Below are 17,429 nucleotides of genomic sequence, written 5' to 3' on the forward strand. Positions count from 1 at the left end.
TGATGGCAAGTATCAAGCTCGAGGGTCTCGAGAAGACCTATCCCGGCGGCGTGCAGGCGGTGAAGGGCGTCGACCTGGAGGTGGCCGACGGCGAATTCGTGGTGCTGGTGGGCCCCTCGGGCTGCGGCAAGTCGACCCTGCTGCGCATGGTGGCAGGGCTCGAGACCATCAGCGCCGGAGCGCTTTATATCGGCGAGCGCCGGGTCAATGAGCTGGAGCCCGCCCAGCGCGATATCGCCATGGTGTTCCAGAACTATGCGCTCTACCCGCACATGACGGTGTTCGACAACCTGGCCTACGGCTTGAAAAACCGCGGCTTCAAGCGCGACGAGATCCGTCGCCGAGTGGAGGAGGCCGCCAGGATGCTGGAGATCGAGGCCTTCCTGCCCCGCAAGCCGCGCCAGCTTTCCGGCGGCCAGCGCCAGCGGGTGGCCATGGGCCGGGCCCTGGTGCGCGAGCCCGCGGTCTTTCTCTTCGACGAGCCGCTCTCCAACCTGGACGCCAAGCTGCGGGTGCAGATGCGGGTGGAGATCAAGCGGCTGCAGCGCCGCCTGAAGACCACCAGCCTCTATGTCACCCACGACCAGCTCGAGGCGATGACCCTGGGCGACCGCCTGGTGGTGCTCAACGGCGGGCGCATCGAGCAGGTGGGCACGCCCATGGAGATCTATGCCCGGCCCGCTTCGCTCTTCGTGGCCACCTTCATCGGGTCGCCGGCCATGAACCTGCTGCCCCTGGGCGCTCTGCTGAGCGGCCCGGGCGCGGCGTCCCATGGCTCCCTGCTAGGAGATCTGCCGCCGGGCACCGGCATCCTGGGCATCCGCCCCGACGCGCTGCGCCTCAAGGCGCCTCACGGGCCCCACCTGACCCTCTCGGCCACCCTGGAGCTCTTCGAGGCCGCCGGCGCCGAGAGCCACCTCCATGTGCGCCTGGCCGGCAGCGGTCAGCCCCTGGTGATCCGCACCGCCGGCCAGCCGGCGGTGGCGGAGGGCCAGCGCCTGCACTTCCATATCACCCGAGACGCCCTGCACCCCTTTCATCGGGAGACAGGCCGGCGCCTCGACGATACGCTCAAGACCAAGGAGCAAGCCGCATGACACTTCTCGCCTCCACGCTGATCGAGACCCTCCAGCAGGCCGCCCGCACCGCCGGCCAGCTGCTGCGCGAGGGCTACCACGCCGCCGGCGCCATCGACTTCGAGGCCAAGGGTGCCTCGGACTTCGTGACCCACTACGACAGGGCAGCAGAGCACGCCATCATCGAGACGGTGCGGCGGGCCCATCCCGAGGCGGGTTTCATTGGCGAGGAGACGGGCGAAACCCCCGCCGAGGGCGGGAGACTCACGGTGATCATCGACCCTCTAGATGGCACCAACAACTTCCTGCACCGGGTGCCTCACTTCTCGGTCTCCATCGCCGCACGCGAAGGCGACACCCTCACCCACGGGGTGGTCTACCAGCCGCTGCTGGACGAGATGCTGTGGGCGGTGCGAGGCCAGGGCGCCCACCGCAACGCCGGCCGCATCACCGCCTCCCCAGCCAGGGCCCTGCACGAGATGCTGATCGCCACCTGCCTGCCCTATCACGCCAAGGGCGACTGCGCGACCAGCCTGGACCAGCTCACCCGGCTGATGTCTCGCGTGGCCGGCATTCGCGTGCCCGGCTCGGCGGCGCTCGAGGTCGCCCATGCGGGCCTCGGCCGCTTCGACGCCTTCTGGTCCCAGGGCGCCCGGCTCGACCTCTGGGACGTCGCCGCCGGCATCGTCATCGCTCGGGAGGCGGGCTGCACGGTGACCGACCTTGCCGGCGACTTGGACCCCGCCGAGTGGAACAGCCTGCTGGTGGCCCATCCGGAGCGCCACGCCGAGCTCAGGGAGATCCTGACGGCACGCTGAGCGAGCCAAGCCGCCAGGCAAGATGACAGGCGACTAGGCCGCGGCAAAGCACGCCTCAAAGGCCGCCACCACGCGGCACAGGTCATCGGGCAGCCGGGGTCGCGACGCATAGAGCCGATGACATCGCCAACGATGGCCCCCAGCATCTCTATCATGCCCTGGCGACCACTACCGCGACGGCTCCCTCTCCCAGAAGCGCAACGAGTGGTTTCGCAAGATGCATGACAGGAGGGTGCAAGCAAGGAGCAAGCGCCGAACGATGCGGCTGCTCAGTCGCGCATCTCGACCAGCTCCACCCGGCGATTCTGTGCCCGCCCGGCCTCGGTCCGATTGGACGCAATCGGCGCCATCATGCCGGCACCCGCCGATCTCAACCGCGACCCGGCAATCCCGTGCCGCTGCTCAAGATAGCGAACCACTGCCGTTGACCGCTCCATGGACAGGCGCAGGTTGTAGTCGTAGTTGCCGACATCGTCGGTATGACCCACCACGAGCAGGCCCAGCTCCTGGTGCTCCTGCATCAATTCAGCGATGGTCGCCAGTGACGAGCTGGACTCAGCCAGGATTTCATCGGAATCGAAGGCGAACAGGATATCCTGAATGGCGACACGCCCCGATTCCATCAGGCCCTGCTCCATTTCACTGACCGACAGCGGGCGGTGCTCCGTGGCAACCTCCATCTCCTCTTCGGTTACCACGGTGATGGCATACTGGGTGCCGCCGCCGGGACCGGGAGCCTGATACGTGGCGATCGCCACGTGCACGGGCGCATCCTGCGAGCGCGCCAGCAGATAGTGCACTGGCTGACGATTCAGGAGAGGCCCTCGGTTAGTCAGCAGGTAGGACTCACTGGTATTGGTCAGGAAATCCGCCGAGCGGCCCGTGTTCTGCTCGATCAGATCCAGGTCACTTCCCTCGAAGATCAGTTCGAAACCGGCCTCTGGCAAAGTCTGCACAAAGGTGCGGTGAACGCGAAGATCGCTGATATCGGGATCATCGAAGCGGTAGATCATCTTGAGCCACTCACCCTCCAGGGCAAGCTGCTCGGTATGCGCCCGCTCCGATCGATCGAAGGGACCCGCAGGCAGCACGACGCGTTTGAACTCATCGCGAAAATTGTCGGTAATAAAGGAGCCGGCAATGCGTTCGACCAGCGGATGATCGCCAGCGCCTTCGATGTCCTCGTTCGCCTGCCCCGCTAGTGAGAACAGCATCGTCAGGAACAGCAGCGAGACAAGACGGATTCGGGCCGAAGCGCCAGACAGAACATCAGACATGACAAAGCCTCCTTCAGGCGGGCTCTCAACGGGATAGGCGCTTGGAGGGATCGCATAACAAGCAGACCTGAGCCCCTGCCAACCCGGGGCAATGCTTTCACCCTAGGTCACTGGCGTTGGCTTAGCCATTCATAAAGCCCCAGCAACCGCCAGCGCCTGGACTAGTCGGCAGCAGAGGGGTCAGGCGCCGTGGTAGCCATCCTCTTCGGGGTTCTCGTGGGCGCCGGTGGGCAGCTCAGCGGCCCAGGCCATGGCGGCGGCGTGGTCGCGCAGGGGAAAGGTGCGGATCTCCACCGCCTTGAAGAGACGCTCCTCGAGATGGGCAATATGCTCGACCCACTCCTGGTCGGTGACCACGGCAGCGCGGTGGTAGCGCTCGAGGTCGCCTAGCTGGGTCAGGCCGTAGCCGACGTCCTTGAGCAGGGCGGTAAGGGTCAGGAAGCGCAGGTTGTCGATCTCGACCACCAGGCTGATCACCGGATGGTCGCGTTTGGCGACCTCGATGGCATCGATGGCGCGCTGCAGCTCGGGGCCTGTCACCACGCCCCCCACCTTCATCGCCACGACGTGCTCCGCCGAGTGAGGGATCAGATCCAGCATGGGCACTCTCCTTGGGTCCGTGGAGCCACAACGGCTCGTTCGCCTTCAGCATAGCGTGCCTCTCTTCCCGCCGATGCTTTAACGCGAGGCAGGCATCATGGGATCGTCACAATGGCACGCCAGCATGGGTGAAATGCTCAGGAGAGTCCCACCGCATGCCTCGAAAAGCGCGCAAGCCGCTCAGCGAAGCGGAGATCGATCAGCTGATGTTGCTGGCTCGCGGCAACGCCATGGCCCGCCAGCTCCGTGCCGAGCGTGCCGCGGCGCCCACGTCGCGCCACCTGGCCTGCCACCGAGCGGGCGACGCCACCCTGAAGATACTGATGATATCGGACGTCTACTTCCCTCGGGTCAACGGTGTCTCCACCTCCGTCGCCAGCTTTCGGGATGCCCTGGAGCGCCTGGGCCATGCGGTGGTGGTGCTCTGTCCGGACTATCCGGTAGGCCAGGTGGAGGAGCCGGGCGTGCTGCGGATCGCGTCCCGGGGCGTGCCGGGAGATCCCGAGGATCGCATGATGCGCCTCGGGGAGCTGCTCGCCCTGGGGCCGGAGCTGGAAGAGGCGGGATTCGACCTCATTCACGTGCAGACACCCTTCGTGGCTCATGTGGCAGGCATTCGGCTGGGGCGGCGCCTGGGCATTCCGGTGGTGGCCAGCTACCACACCCTCTTCGAGGAGTACCTGCACCACTACGTGCGCTGGCTGCCGCGGCGCTGGCTGCGCTTTCTCGCCCGGCGCCTGGCGGTTCACCAGTGCCGCCAGCTCGATGCCCTGGTGACACCGTCCCACGCCATGCGCGAGGCGCTTCTCCGCTACGGCGTCACCGCGCCGATGACGGTCATCCCCACCGGCCTGGCCCTGGAGTCCTTCGCTCAACCGGCGGAGGCGTGCGACTTTCGCAGCCGCTACGACCTGCCCGCCAACGCTCGCCTGCTGCTCTACGTGGGCCGTACGGCCTTCGAGAAGAACATCGGCTTTCTGATCGAGATGCTGCCCCGGGTGCTGGCAAGGCACCCGGAGGCTCGCCTGGTCATTACCGGCGAAGGCCCGGCACGGGAGGCCCTGGCCCGCCAGGCCCGGGAGGCCGGACTGGCCGATGCCGTGATCTTCCTCGGCTACCTGGGCCGCGACGGCCCCCTGCAGGCGGCTTACCGCGCCGCGGACCTGTTTGTCTTCGCCTCGCGCACCGAGACCCAGGGGCTGGTGCTGCTGGAGGCCATGGCCCTGGGCACGCCGGTGGTCTCGACCGCGGTGATGGGCACCCGGGAGGTGCTCGTCGAGGGCGAAGGCTGCCTGATCGCCGAGGAGAGCCACCCCGACTTCGCCGCCAAGGTGAATCGGGTGCTGGCCGACGACACCCTGCGCCGCCGACTGGCCGAGCGGGGCCGCGTCCATGCGGCGGGCTGGCACGAGGATGCTAAGGCGGCAGAACTCGTCATGCTCTACCGGAGGCAGAGCCTTTCTGTACCGGAATAGCGGGGCAAGGCGGCTCCCTACCAGGCCCCACTGCCCCTGGCCTCAGCGAGCGCGGGCGGCTACCACTTCGATTTCGACCAGCCATTCGGGGTTGGCCAAGTCGGCCACCCCCACCACGGAGCGAGTCGGCAAGTTAGGCTGCTCATCCGTGCCGAAATACTGGGTGTAGCCATCCATGAACCCCGAAAAATCGATGCGGCCCGTCTCCTCGGTCGGCACCAGGAAGACTGTCATCTTGACCACGTCACCGAGGTCAAGTCCCCGGCTCTCCACGGTGGCCTTGATACGCTCCAGCACGGAAACGGTCTGGGCCTCGGTATCGCCGAACTCGCCATCCTCACCGGCCCGCGGCACAGTCCCACTGAAGTAGGTCAACTCGACATTTTCCAGGGTAACCGCCTGCAGGATGGGAAAGTCAGAATCGGGAATTGGGTGACGCTCGATATTGCTGTCGTGAGCCATGCTACTCAGCGCAGTCATCATCAGGGCAGCGCCCGCAAGGTAACGAATTTTCATGTCAGTCCTCTCGTGCCATTCTGGCGGTAGATGCCACCTTGACGGCGGCAATGTCATCGGCCGTCAGCCGGGTGGGTGTCGCGTTGAAGTGCTCGCGTATGTAGGTAACGATGGCAGCCAGGGCATCTGGAGATAGCTCGTCGCCAAAGGCCGGCATGCCGGCCCGACCATAGACCACGATTCGCAGTACCTCAGCGGCATCTCCTGCCACAAGGCCGTTACCAGCCAAGGCGGGAAAAGCACCGGGAATTCCCTGGCCGTTGGCCATGTGGCAAGCCGAACAGTTCTGCTGATAGCCGGCTTCCCCGGAGATATCGGCCAGGGCGGTGGCGGCAGTACCGGCCGCCATGAGTCCGGCGGTGAGCAGCACCGCTCTCAGTGCTGCCCGCGGGCAGATGCCAAGAGATTCACGAATCATGCGGCCTCCATCGCCAACTCGTGGAGCTTCTCGATCTGCAGCCAGGAAGATTCGATGGCGCCCGCCATCCAGCCCGTCATGTAGCTGAGATGCTCGCCGGCCAGCAGCACGCGCCCCTGGGGCTGATTGAGGAGCGGATAGCTTTCCTCCCGCGCCTCGCTGGACCAGCTGGCCCAGCCGCCCAGGTTTTCCGGCACTAGATGCCAGGCCGTGCTGAAGGCGGTCTCGAAGTCCCGGCGATAGCCGGCATGGATCCTCTCACCCACGCTCAGGGCCTTCTCGATACGCTGTGCCTTATCGAGGGCGCTGAACTGGGCGGCATTGGAGCCGAAGTTGTAGACACCCTGAAGTATGCCCTTCTGCCCCTGCCATCCGGTGGAGGGGTAGCTAATGTTGCCGGTCTCGCTGTTATGGGTGAAGGAGTGGCCGCCGAAGACATGGTCCTCGACTTCCCAGAAGCGGCTTCTCATCTGCAGTGCCAACTTGCAGGTCGGTGTGTAGCTGACAGCCTCCATGGCCCCCTTGAACTCGGGCGTAAAGTCATTCTCGATGCCACGCAGCACCGACAGCGGAATAGTACAGAGGCAGTAGTCGGCCTCCACCTGGTGGCTTTCACCGGTCGTCCGGCTGCGGTAGTCGACCAGAACCCGCTCCTCGTTCTGCTGCAGGCGGGTGACCTGGGCCCCATAGGTGATGACCTCCCCCAGCACCTTCTCGAAGGCTTTGGGAATCCTGTCCATCCCTCCAATGGGCTGGAACATGGTCTTCTGCTGGGTGAAGCCACTGACGGAGCTTACGATGCCATGAAGATCGGACTGCAGGAGTGCCGACAGGCCATGAGGGAGGGAGGCCTCACCGGGGTTGAGCCCTGCGCCGGGCTCCCGAAGGTAGCCCCTTCCCCCCGTGCCAAGATAGTCCAGGCTGCTGCGCTCCAACTGCCCCTCCCCCACGAGAAACTCGAGAAACTTCTCGCGTTCCTCCTGGGTCAGGGGCAGTTCCAGGGCATCCTGGTCGACGTGCTTGGCCAGGATTTCCGCCGCATGCCCGCGCATGTCGGCAATGATCTCCTTCTGCCGCACGGCCTTCCCGCTCAGCGGCCCGGCCGCCTCCCGATAGACGAACGCCGCCTCGTTGTGGTTGACGAAGATTTCCAGGGGAATCCCGAACTCTCGGGTGTAGTGCAGGGTGGAGCGATGGTGGTAGGGGATGCGCCAAGGGCCATGGTTGAAATATTCGCCCTCGTCGAAGTCACAGACCTCATCTTCCTGGCCCAGCTGCGGCAACACAAACCCGGAACGCGCAGTCTGCACCCGTCCCCCAGCATGACTTCTCGCCTCGAGAACCTGACACCGATACCCCTTCTTGCCCAGCTCATAGGCCGCGACCAGTCCGGCCAGCCCTGCGCCGAGAATGATCACGCTTTTACCATTGCCCTCTCCTCTCAAGGTGGGCGGCACATCCTGGGCAGAGGCGATACCAATGCCGAATGCCGAAAGACCCGACATCATCATGCCAGCACCTCCGACTGCACCTAGCGCCTGCAGGAAGTGGCGCCGCGTCAATGGTAGCGAGGAACCCGAATCGTGCACATCCATGAATGTCTCTCCCGTGGTTGACGGGAGAGACACTGCATTCACCATGCCTAATTCAGACTATTCCCAGATAAACCAGAGAGTTGGCCCCACCAGCTACCCATGGCCTCGAGGCCTCAGCGGCAGCCGGCATCGGATCACGCCCGCCTACGGTGCAGCGCAGGCCGACTCATCCCGGCCCAGGCGCCCGGTCGGTGCAACGCTGATCGACTACCAGGGCAGCGGCTCGCCGTTGCTGTGCCAGAAGGTGCCGGTGGTCGCGAGGGTCAGCGCCTCGATGCGCTCGGCGATGCCGGCGGCGGCCTCCTCCGGGGAGATCAGCCCACCGAAGTTGACCATGCGGGTCTGCACATAGCCGGGGTGGAGCTGGACCACGGCGATGCCGCGGGGCTTGAGATCCATGGCCAGCGACTTGCCGAAGGCGTTGAGCGCCGCCTTGGAGGCGCGATAGCCATAGCGGCCGCCGGAGTCGTTGTCGGCGATGGAGCCCATGCGGCTGGTGATATTGGCCACCTTGCAGCCCTCGTCGAGGTTGTCGAGCAGCGCCTCGGTGACCCGCAGCGGCGCATAGGCGTTGATCTCCATCTGCTCCCGGATGGAGTCGAAGTCGAGCTCGCCCAGGCGCTCGTCCTTGAGCAGCCCCGCATTATTGATCAGCAGCGCGAGGCGCTGCCCTTCCAGCTCCACGGCAAGCCGCGCCACGTCTTCCGGCCGGGTCACGTCGATGCCCTCGATGACCCGCTCGGCCACCTGGTGCAGCTCGGCGGTCTCCTCGCCGCTGCTGCGGCAGACCCCGATGACCCTCCAGCCAGCCTCCCGATAGTGGCGGGCCAGGGCCAGGCCGACGCCGCGGTTGGCGCCGGTGATCAGTACGGTGGAAGCCATGACACTCTCTCTCCTTTGCGGTTTACTGAAGAAGACACTGTCGCACTCGGCCAGCGGCTGCAAGAGGTCCCATTGCATCAAAGAGGACCTTTTCGGTACTATTTAGGTCGTTTCGCCAGTGCAGCATGTCCCAGCAGGAGCAGTGCACAGGAATCGCCATGCAGACCAATTCAGAGAAGCATCAGGCAACCCGCCGAGTCACCCTTCTGTCCGTCGCGGTGAACTGCATCCTGGGGGTCGCCAAGATCATCGTGGGCTGGCTGGTCGGGTCGGCCGCCCTGGTAGCAGACGGCGTGCACTCCTTCTCCGACCTGGTCACCGACGGCTTCGTGCTGGCGGCATCCCACTATGGCCACCAGGGGCCCGACCACGACCACCACTACGGCCATGGCCGTATCGAGACCCTCGCTACCCTGTTCCTGGGCAGCGTGCTGATCTTCGTGGCCGGCGCCATCGTCTGGTCGAGCACCGAGCGCCTGATCTCCGCCGCCGAGATCCCGCCGCCGGGTTACTGGGCGATCCTGCTGACCGTCCTGGCGCTGCTGGCCAAGGAGTGGCTGTTCCATCTCACCCGGCGCGTGGCCCAGCGCATCGGCTCCAAGATGCTGGAGGCCAACGCCTGGCACCATCGCAGCGACGTCTTCTCCACCGGCGTGGTGCTGATCGCGCTGCTCGGCAGCCAGTTCGGCGCCACCTGGATCGACACCCTGGCGGCCGTGATCGTCGGCCTGCTGGTGGGCAAGGTGGGCTGGGACCTGCTGTGGGAGTCCGGCCGCGAGCTGGTGGACACCGCTCTGCCGGTGGCCCAGCAGGAGGCGATGCGAGACGTGGCGCTCGGCGTGCCCGGGGTGGAGGGCATCCACGACCTGCGCACCCGCCAGTCTGCCGGGCGCACCATGCTCGACCTCCACGTGGTGGTCTCGCCGCGCATCAGCGTCTCCGAGGGCCACGAGATCGGCAACGAGGTGAGCCGCCGCCTGCGACAATCTTTCCCGGCACTCACCGACCTCACCTTCCACGTCGACCCGGAAGATGATGCCGGCGAAGGCGACCCCAGCCAGCTCCCCGGCCTGCCGCTGCGGCCCGAGGTGGAAGCGGCGCTGGCCGAGCGCTGGGCCGGCCTGCCTGAGTGGCACTGGCTCCTCGACCTGGAGCTCCACTACCTGGAGGGAGCCGTGACCGTGGTGGCCTGCATCGACGAGGACTCGCCCCTGGAGAGCCAGAGCGCCGCGCGACGCCTGGCAGAGGCCGCCGCCGACCTCGACTGGTTCTCCCACGTGGAGATCCGTCGCCTGGCCCCTGTTCTTCAGTGAGCGCTCGAGGGTGACATCCTCGCCCCCGGCGGCGACAATGGCCGCCCCTTCGGCGACCCCTCCGGCGACTCCATCGGCATGAGTGATCCCCTGCGCATCCTGCACCAAGACGAGCACCTGGTGGCCGTGCACAAGCCGGCCGGCCTGCTGGTCCATCGCACCGCCCTGGCCCGTGGCGAGCGAGAGTTCCTGATGCAGCGGCTGCGCGACCAGCTTGGCCAGCGGGTCTACCCGGTACACCGCCTCGACCGCCCCACCTCCGGCGTGATGGTGCTGGCCCTCTCCCCAGGCGTCGCCACCCGGCTCACCGAGGCCTTCGCCGAGCGCCGGGTGGCCAAGCGCTACCTGGCCGTGGTGCGCGGCATCGGCCCCGAGGCCGAGCGGCTGGAGTATCCGCTGCGCGAGGAGGATGGCAGCCGCCCCAAGGCCGAGATGCCCGCCATGGAGGCGATCACGGACATCCGCCGCCTGGACAGCGTGGAGCTGCCGGTGCAGGTGGACCGCTACCCGAGCAGCCGCTACTCGCTGATGGAGGCGCGGCCCTTGACCGGACGCCGCCACCAGATTCGCCGCCACCTGTCGCAGCGGGGCTATCCGATCATCGGCGACGCCAAGCACGGCAAGGGCAACCACAACCGCTTCTTCGCCGAGCACCTCGACGCCCCGCGCCTGCTGCTGGCCGCCACCGAGCTCGCCCTCGTACACCCGGCGACCGGGCAGCCGCTCAGGCTGAGCGGCGCCCTGGATGCCACCATGAGCGCGCTGTTCCGACGCTTCGGCTGGGCCGGCCACCTGCCGGTGGACGCCGTGGACCAGAGCCAGCCGCATCCCCACCCCGCTGCCATCGACTGACCGACACCCGCCATGACCGACCTTCCCTTCTCTTCCCCCGCCGTCGTTCCCCAGGAGAGCGTCGATACCGACGACCACGACCTGCGCTTCGGCGGCATTCGTCGCCTCTACGGCAGCCGCGCCGTCGAGCGCTTCCGCAGCGCCCATGTGGTGGTGGTGGGCGTCGGCGGCGTGGGCAGCTGGACGGTGGAGGCGCTGGCGCGCTCCGGCATCGGCAAGCTGACCCTGATCGACCTGGACGACGTCTGTGTCTCCAACGTCAACCGCCAGCTCCACGCCCTGGACGGCACCGTGGGCCGCCCCAAGGTGGAGGTGCTGGCCGAGCGCTGCCGCGCCATCCAGCCCGGCATCGAGGTGGTGGAGGAGATCGCCTTCGTCACCCCCACCAACCTGGCCGAGCGTATTCCCGAGGACGCCGACCACCTGGTGGACGCCATCGACAGCGTGGTGGCCAAGGCGGCGCTGATCAGCTGGTGCAAGCGGCGCAAGCTGCCGATCACCGTGACCGGCGCCGCCGGGGGCCAGACCGACCCCACCCGCATCCGGGTGGCGGATCTGGCCCGTACCGAGCACGACCCCCTGCTGGCCAAGGTGCGCGCGCGCCTGCGCCGCGACTTCGGCTTCTCGCGCAACCCCAAGCGGCGCTTCTCGGTGGAGTGCGTCTACTCCGACGAGCAGCTGGTCTACCCGAGCGCCGACGGCGAGGTGTGCCTGCAGAAGCCGGGCAGCGGTGAGTCCACCCGGCTCGACTGCGCCTCGGGCTTCGGCGCCGCCACCTTCGTCACCGGCAGCTTCGGCTTCGTGGCCGCCTCCCGAGTGCTCGCCCGCCTGGCCCGCAGCGCCCAGGCCTCTCCCTGACCCACCCCCTCCAGGAGTCTTCGCCATGTCACGCCCGCTTCCCGTCCCCGGCATCTATGCCCACTACAAGGGCAACCGCTATGAGGTTCTGGGCCTTGCCCATCACAGCGAGACCGAGGAGCCCCTGGTGGTCTATCGCGCCCTCTACGGCGACTACGGCCTCTGGGTGAGGCCCCTGGCGATGTTCACCGAAACGGTGGAGGTCCAGGGCGAACCGGTGCCGCGCTTCGAGCTGGAGAAGGCGTTCCAGTAGCCGCCGTCCCCGAAACGCAGACCGGCGCCACTGGGGCGCCGGTCTGGATGCGAAGCAAGGGGGCAGGAGGGAGAGCTTACTCCTCGCCGGCCACCTGCATCTGCTTAAGCATATAGTTCTCGATGCCGACCTTGTCGATCAGGCCGAGCTCGGTCTCGATATGATCGATATGGCTCTCCTCGTCGGCCAGCAGCTCGCGCAGCAGGTCCCGGGTCACGTAGTCCTTGACCTGCTCGCAGTAGTCGATGGCCTCGATGTAGTCGCGGCGGCCGTCGTGTTCGATCTTGAGGTCGCACTCCAGCATCTCGCGAACGTTTTCGCCGATGTGCAGCTTGCCCAGGTCCTGCAGGTTGGGCATGCCCTCGAGGAAGAGGATGCGATCGATGATCTTGTCGGCGTGCTGCATCTCCTCGATGGACTCGTCGTACTCCCACTTGGCCAGCTTCTGCAGGCCCCAATCCTTGTACATCTTGGCGTGCAGGAAGTACTGGTTGATCGCCACCAGCTCGTTGCCCAGGGCCTTGTTGAGATACTCGATGACCTTGCTGTCGCCTTTCATGGACTCACCTCTGGATGTCGTCAGGTAGGGATGCAGCTTGGCATGCAGGCATGGGCACTGCCAAGCGCTGACGACCAGTCTAGCGACAAATCAGAAAATATCCAACAAAATCAATTACATGATAAAGGCATCGAGAACAATCCCGATTCGCCTATACGGCGTAGGCCAGATCCTCGGCGCCCACCATCAGCTCGGCCTTCACCGCCTCCCGGGTGATGCCCTTGCCCTGGACGGCGCACTTGCCGCACTGGGTGCCACAGCCGGTCTCGCGCTGGACGTCGCGCCAGCTGCGCGCCCCGTCCTCGACGGTCTGACGAATCCGGTGGTCGGAGACCCCCTTGCAGAGACATACGTACATTGGCATCACCTCGCTGACGACTGCGATAGTAAATGTAAATGATTCGCATAGACTCTTGCAAGCAGAAAGCGACCAAGGTCTGATCCCGGTCACTTTTGCCCTCTCGCCTGCTTTGCTCCCTGCCTGTCGCTCTATTTCATTTCGCCTGCTTGGGCAGCACCACCACCCGGGTGCCGGAGGCGATATCCGGCCAGCTGCGCCGCTCGCGGTCGAAGAGGATCCAGAGGTAGCCGAGGCCGAAGGCGGCAAAGGAGAGGCAGGCCACTGCGAAGCGCAGCATCGCCTGAGGCAGGGTGATGGAGCAGCCATCCAGGGTCTGCACCCGCAGCCGCCAGGCCTGCATGCCCAGGGTCATGCCGCCGCGCACCCAGAAGAAGGCAAAGAAGAGAAAGGCCCCCAGCAGCAGCGCAAACCGCAGCGAAAGCACCTGCACCAGCCCGGTGCCGACTTCCTCCACCGGAATCCCCACCACATGGCGCATCAGCGTCACGTGCAGGCCGGTGATGAGTATCCAGATGGCCGCCACTAGGAAGCCGTCATAGATCATGGCACCCAGCCGGCGGGCAAGGCCGGCCGGCCAGACGTCGTCGAGGTTGCTGAAGCGTCGCTGCATGGGGGCTCCTTGGCTCAGGCGGTTCGCCGCAGCAGGTAGAGCCCCACGGCGGCACAGATCAGGGTGGGCGCCAGCACCGCCCAGGCGGGCGAGAAGCCGAACACCGTCGAGGCCGGCGCCAGCAGGTCCTGGAGGTACTTGAAGACCAGACCGGTCACCACGCCGTAGAAGACTCGGGTCCCGGCGGCCACGGTGCGCAGCGGGCCGAAGACGAAGGAGGCGGCCACCAGCACCAGGGACCCCATGGTCAGGGGCATCAGCATCTTCTGCCAGAAGTGCAGCAGCGGCTGGGTGGCCGACTGCCCCTGCTCCTGCAGGTAGCGGGCATAGGCCCAGAGCTCGCTGGGGGCCTGGCTGTTGATGGGGCGCAGCAGGCGATTGAGCTGCTCCGGCGTCAGGCTGGTCTCCCAGGGCTGGGTCTCGTGCCGCTCGGCTTCGGTGTGCTCGTCATGGAAGCGGGTGATCTCGACGCCCTCCAGGCGCCAGCTGCCGTCGCGCCAGGCGGCGCGCTCGGCGCTGGCGGCCTCCACCAGACGCTGCCCCTCGAAGCGGTAGCGGGTCAGGTCTAGCACGGTGTCATCGGCGCGGATGGCACCGAAGCGGTAGAAGCTGTCCCCCTCGCGCTGCCAGCCGCCGCGCTCGGTGACCACGGCCCCCGCGCCCTGGATGCGCTCCAGGCGCCAGGCATTGGCGAACTGCTCAGTGCGCGGCGCCACGTACTCGGCCACCAGCAGCACCACCACGATGACCAGGATGATCGGTTTCATCGCCCCCCAGAGAATCCGCGTCAGCGAGCGCCCGGCGGCACGCATCACGGTGAGCTCATTGCTCGACGCCATGCTGCCGAGGCCAATCAGCGCGCCGATCAGCACCCCCACCGGGGCATACTGGTAGAAGCGCCAGGGGAGGCGCATCATCAGGTAGAGCAGCACCTGGAAGGCACCGTAGCCACCCTCCACGTCGTCCAGGTCGTTGATGTAGGTGATCACCAGGTCCAGGCCCAGCAGCACCACCTGCACCACGATGATGGCCCCCAGCACGTTGCGCGCCAGGTAGCGGTCGAAGCGATCGGCAATCATCCGCTCATCCCCTTGCGCTGGGCCCGCGCCATCATCGCGAGGCCGAGGGCCAGGAAGGCCCCGTGGATCGGCCACATGCCGATCACCGCCGGCAGGCTGCCCCGCCCGATGGCGTCCAGGGCGGCCAGCAGCAGGCTGAGGTAGGAGACATGCAGAAAGATCGCCGGCAGGAGCTTGGCGAAGCGCCCCTGACGGGGGTTGACCCGGGAGAGCGGCATCGCCAGCAGGGTCAGGATGAAGACCATCAGCGGCAGGCCAAGCCGCCACTGCAGCTGGGCCTGGGCGCGGGGCGAGTCGTCGCCGAACAGCGCCGCCGTGGTGGCATACTCCGGCGAGTCGAGCTCGCGGCGCTCCTCGGCCTGGGAGAGGCGCACCGCATAGGTATCGAACTCCAGCCGTTCGGCCTCGTGACGGCCCGGGTCGACGCTATAGCGCTCGCCGTCGGCCAGCACCAGGAAGCGGCTGCCGGTGTCGGGGTCGAGGGTCTGGTAGCCCCCCTCGGCGCGGGTTACCGCGGTCTCCGGGGTGCCATCGCTGCGTCGCTGGCGCTCGCTGATGAAGACGCCGCGCATCTCGCTGCCGTCGTCGCTGAGACCCTCCATATAGGCGGTGCGGCCGCTGCCGAACTCCTGGAAGCGCCCCGGCGCCAGGGCCGAGAAGTCGATGCGGCTGCGCTGATCCTCGAGCATCACGGCATTGTGCAGGGCCCCGGCCGGGGTCAGCCAGAGGCTGCACAGCGCCACCAGGAGGGCCACCAGGGTGGCCGGCACCAGGCTCACCTGGAGCAGCCGGTTGGGACTGGTGCCGCAGGCGACCAGGACGGTGATCTCGCTGTTGAGGTAGAGCTGGCCATAGGCGAGCAGGATGCCGAGGAAGAAGGCCAGCGGCAGGATCAGCTCGAGGAACCCCGGCAGATGAAAGAGCATCAGGGTGCCGAGGATACTGGCCGGGATGTCGCCTTCGGCGGCGTCGGCGAAGTAGCGTATGAAGCGACTGCCCATGATCACCAGCAGCAGCACGCCGGCAACGGCGGCCATGGTCAGCAGGATTTCACGGGTCAGGTAGCGAAAGATGATCATGCGGCGTCTGCCATGCAATGGGGCCATGCCTTGGGTACACTGATGCGACACGGCGACGTGCCGGCATTATCCAGAATCCCCCTGCTCTTGTAACCCTGGCGCTGATAAAACCAGCGACAGTCACCCATTTCGCTTGTCTGTGGAGACGCCATGGAATTCCCAGTAAAGACGGGTAACCCCGCCAAGGTCGAGACCGCCTGCCTCGTCATCCCGGTGTACCAGGAAGGCGAGCTGCTGCCCGCCGCCGCGCGCCTCGACGACGCCAGCGAGAGGCTGATCGGCCAGCTCCTCGAACGCGGCGACTTCGACGCCAGGCTGGGCAAGGTGCAGATGGTGCCCTTCGCCCCGGGCCTCGGCGCCGAGCGGCTGCTGCTGGTGGGCCTGGGCAAGCGCGACAAGTGCCAGGAAGCCGCCTTCCGCAAGGCCCTGGACGCCGCCTTCACGGCCCTGGCCGACCTGCCGCTAGACGACTGCGCCGTGGCCTTCACCGATGTGCCGCTGGACGAGCGCGACGCCGCCTGGAAGGCGCGCATGGTCGCCGAGGCCACCCACCGCGCCCTCTACCGCTTCAATGACTTCAAGTCCGAGAAGGTCCCCGCCCCGCGCCTCGCCCAGGTGACCCTGCTGGTCAGCGACGATGGCGACGCCGCCGACGCCCGGGAGGGTGCGCGCATCGGCGACGCCGTGGGCCAGGGCATCAACGCCGCCCGCACCCTGGGCAACCTGCCGGGCAACGTCTGCACCCCGAGCTACCTGGCCGAGCGGGCCGAGGCCCTGGGCAAGGCCTCCGGCGGAGCACTCCAAGTGGAGATCCTCGACGAGGAGGCCCTGGAGGCGCTGGGCGCCCACAGCCTGCTCTCGGTGGGCCGCGGCAGCGAGCAGCCCTCGCGGCTGATCGTCATGCAATACCAGGGCGCCGAGAATCCCGAGGAGGCGCCCCACGTGCTGGTGGGCAAGGGCATCACCTTCGATACCGGCGGCATCTCGCTCAAGCCCGGCGAGGCCATGGACGAGATGAAGTTCGACATGTGCGGCGCGGCCAGCGTCTTCGGCACCGTCGAGGCGATCCTCGCCATTCGCCCGAAGGTCAACCTGGTAGCCATCGTCGCCGCCGCCGAGAACATGCCCGACGGCCGCGCCACCAAGCCCGGCGACATCATCAGGACCCTGAAGGGCCTCTCCGTGGAGGTGCTCAACACCGACGCCGAGGGCCGCCTGGTGCTGTGCGACGCCCTCACCTACGCCGAGCGCTTCGAGCCGGCCAGCGTCGTCGACATCGCCACCCTCACCGGGGCCTGCATCATCGCTCTCGGCCACCACGCCACCGGCCTGCTCGCCAACGACGACGACCTGGCCCTCGACCTGCTCGACGCCGGCGAGGCGGCCTGGGACCGCGCCTGGCACCTGCCGCTGTGGGACGAGTACCAGGAGCAGCTCGACTCCAACTTCGCCGACCTGGCCAATATCGGCGGCCGCCCGGCGGGCACCATCACCGCCGCCTGCTTCCTCTCGCGCTTCGCCGACACCTTCCCCTGGGCGCACCTGGACATCGCCGGCACCGCCTGGACCTCCGGCAAGCAGAAGGGCGCCAGCGGCCGGCCCGTCGGCCTGCTGACCCAGTACCTGCTGGATCGCGAGGCCGATGCCGTAGTGGAAACCGGAGCGGAAACCGAGGCGGAATAACGCCTCGCTCTTGCGTTTTTCCCGCGTCGCCTTTCTCATGTGAGACTGACGATGAATCCACGACCCGGGCAGGCTCTCGCCTGCCCGAGCTTCCTGTATCACCCCGGGGCCGGCACGCCCCGGGC

19 protein-coding genes are annotated in these 17,429 nt (G+C 66.9%); 8 read left to right on the top strand and 11 right to left on the bottom strand.

Going from position 1 to position 17,429, the window contains the following annotated elements; genetic code table 11:
• Positions 1 to 2: 2 nt before the first annotated feature.
• Positions 3 to 1,097 carry a sn-glycerol-3-phosphate import ATP-binding protein UgpC gene (locus tag ACRYRV_RS05775; RefSeq protein WP_444986205.1) on the top strand — a complete coding sequence of 365 codons (1,095 nt, stop codon included), beginning with the start codon at positions 3 to 5 and terminating at the stop codon, positions 1,095 to 1,097.
• Entirely contained in the window at positions 1,094 to 1,894 is an 801-nt protein-coding gene (locus ACRYRV_RS05780) for an inositol monophosphatase family protein (RefSeq protein ID WP_444985688.1), read from the top strand. The genes ACRYRV_RS05775 and ACRYRV_RS05780 overlap by 4 nt, the downstream gene beginning before the upstream one ends.
• Before the next feature lie 269 nt (positions 1,895 to 2,163).
• Here ACRYRV_RS05780 and ACRYRV_RS05785 read toward each other — a convergent pair whose 3' ends face one another.
• A complete protein-coding gene (locus tag ACRYRV_RS05785) occupies positions 2,164 to 3,171 on the bottom strand; it encodes an OmpA family protein (RefSeq protein WP_444985687.1) in 1,008 nt (335 codons plus the stop codon).
• 180 nt (positions 3,172 to 3,351) lie between these two features.
• The gene (locus ACRYRV_RS05790) at positions 3,352 to 3,771 is read right to left on the bottom strand and encodes an STAS/SEC14 domain-containing protein (RefSeq protein ID WP_444985686.1); all 420 of its coding nucleotides are present in this window, start codon (positions 3,769 to 3,771) and stop codon (positions 3,352 to 3,354) included.
• Positions 3,772 to 3,926: 155 nt separating this feature from the next.
• On the opposite strand from ACRYRV_RS05790, the gene ACRYRV_RS05795 reads away from it, so the two are divergent.
• The gene (locus ACRYRV_RS05795) at positions 3,927 to 5,246 is read left to right on the top strand and encodes a glycosyltransferase (protein ID WP_444985685.1); all 1,320 of its coding nucleotides are present in this window, start codon (positions 3,927 to 3,929) and stop codon (positions 5,244 to 5,246) included.
• 42 nt (positions 5,247 to 5,288) lie between these two features.
• On the opposite strand, the gene ACRYRV_RS05800 is transcribed toward ACRYRV_RS05795, so the two are convergent.
• From ACRYRV_RS05800 to ACRYRV_RS05815, 4 genes are all read right to left on the bottom strand, one after another.
• Positions 5,289 to 5,762, bottom strand: coding sequence for a Rid family hydrolase (locus ACRYRV_RS05800; protein ID WP_110070177.1), 474 nt, complete (start codon positions 5,760 to 5,762; stop codon positions 5,289 to 5,291).
• Position 5,763: 1 nt separating this feature from the next.
• Positions 5,764 to 6,180 (bottom strand): c-type cytochrome, encoded by a 417-nt coding sequence (locus tag ACRYRV_RS05805; RefSeq protein WP_110070178.1) that lies wholly within the window; start codon positions 6,178 to 6,180, stop codon positions 5,764 to 5,766.
• Positions 6,177 to 7,775, bottom strand: a complete 1,599-nt coding sequence (locus ACRYRV_RS05810) for a flavin monoamine oxidase family protein (RefSeq protein WP_110070179.1) — start codon at positions 7,773 to 7,775, stop codon at positions 6,177 to 6,179. The genes ACRYRV_RS05805 and ACRYRV_RS05810 overlap by 4 nt, the downstream gene beginning before the upstream one ends.
• 207 nt (positions 7,776 to 7,982) lie before the next feature.
• On the bottom strand, positions 7,983 to 8,657 hold the full coding sequence (locus ACRYRV_RS05815; RefSeq protein WP_444985684.1) for an SDR family oxidoreductase: 675 nt from the start codon (positions 8,655 to 8,657) through the stop codon (positions 7,983 to 7,985).
• A 158-nt stretch (positions 8,658 to 8,815) separates the two neighbouring features.
• On the opposite strand from ACRYRV_RS05815, the gene ACRYRV_RS05820 reads away from it, so the two are divergent.
• The 4 genes from ACRYRV_RS05820 to ACRYRV_RS05835 all read left to right on the top strand — a co-directional run bounded on the left by ACRYRV_RS05820 (position 8,816) and on the right by ACRYRV_RS05835 (position 11,933).
• A complete protein-coding gene (locus ACRYRV_RS05820) occupies positions 8,816 to 9,970 on the top strand; it encodes a cation diffusion facilitator family transporter (RefSeq protein WP_444985683.1) in 1,155 nt (384 codons plus the stop codon).
• 78 nt (positions 9,971 to 10,048) lie between these two features.
• The gene (locus ACRYRV_RS05825; RefSeq protein WP_253448893.1) at positions 10,049 to 10,822 is read left to right on the top strand and encodes a pseudouridine synthase; all 774 of its coding nucleotides are present in this window, start codon (positions 10,049 to 10,051) and stop codon (positions 10,820 to 10,822) included.
• Between the two features lie 12 nt (positions 10,823 to 10,834).
• A complete protein-coding gene (tcdA, locus tag ACRYRV_RS05830) occupies positions 10,835 to 11,680 on the top strand; it encodes a tRNA cyclic N6-threonylcarbamoyladenosine(37) synthase TcdA (protein WP_444985682.1) in 846 nt (281 codons plus the stop codon).
• A 25-nt stretch (positions 11,681 to 11,705) separates the two neighbouring features.
• On the top strand, positions 11,706 to 11,933 hold the full coding sequence (locus ACRYRV_RS05835; RefSeq protein WP_253448887.1) for a DUF1653 domain-containing protein: 228 nt from the start codon (positions 11,706 to 11,708) through the stop codon (positions 11,931 to 11,933).
• A 76-nt stretch (positions 11,934 to 12,009) separates the two neighbouring features.
• On the opposite strand, the gene bfr is transcribed toward ACRYRV_RS05835, so the two are convergent.
• The 5 genes from bfr to lptF all read right to left on the bottom strand — a co-directional run bounded on the left by bfr (position 12,010) and on the right by lptF (position 15,621).
• Complete coding sequence (gene bfr / locus ACRYRV_RS05840) at positions 12,010 to 12,492, bottom strand: bacterioferritin (RefSeq protein ID WP_253448884.1); 483 nt, start codon at positions 12,490 to 12,492, stop codon at positions 12,010 to 12,012.
• 151 nt (positions 12,493 to 12,643) lie between these two features.
• Positions 12,644 to 12,850: a (2Fe-2S)-binding protein gene (locus ACRYRV_RS05845; protein WP_253448881.1), complete on the bottom strand. Its 207-nt coding sequence runs from the start codon at positions 12,848 to 12,850 to the stop codon at positions 12,644 to 12,646.
• 136 nt (positions 12,851 to 12,986) lie between these two features.
• A complete protein-coding gene (locus ACRYRV_RS05850) occupies positions 12,987 to 13,463 on the bottom strand; it encodes an RDD family protein (protein ID WP_253448878.1) in 477 nt (158 codons plus the stop codon).
• 14 nt (positions 13,464 to 13,477) lie between these two features.
• A complete protein-coding gene (gene lptG / locus ACRYRV_RS05855) occupies positions 13,478 to 14,542 on the bottom strand; it encodes an LPS export ABC transporter permease LptG (RefSeq protein ID WP_444985681.1) in 1,065 nt (354 codons plus the stop codon).
• Positions 14,539 to 15,621 (bottom strand): LPS export ABC transporter permease LptF, encoded by a 1,083-nt coding sequence (gene lptF, locus ACRYRV_RS05860; RefSeq protein ID WP_309637075.1) that lies wholly within the window; start codon positions 15,619 to 15,621, stop codon positions 14,539 to 14,541. The genes lptG and lptF overlap by 4 nt, the downstream gene beginning before the upstream one ends.
• 150 nt (positions 15,622 to 15,771) lie before the next feature.
• Here lptF and ACRYRV_RS05865 point away from each other — a divergent pair, with 150 nt between their 5' ends.
• Positions 15,772 to 17,304 (top strand): leucyl aminopeptidase, encoded by a 1,533-nt coding sequence (locus ACRYRV_RS05865; RefSeq protein WP_444985680.1) that lies wholly within the window; start codon positions 15,772 to 15,774, stop codon positions 17,302 to 17,304.
• Positions 17,305 to 17,429 lie beyond the last annotated feature (125 nt).

The sequence above is a fragment of the Halomonas mongoliensis genome, assembly GCF_052496345.1.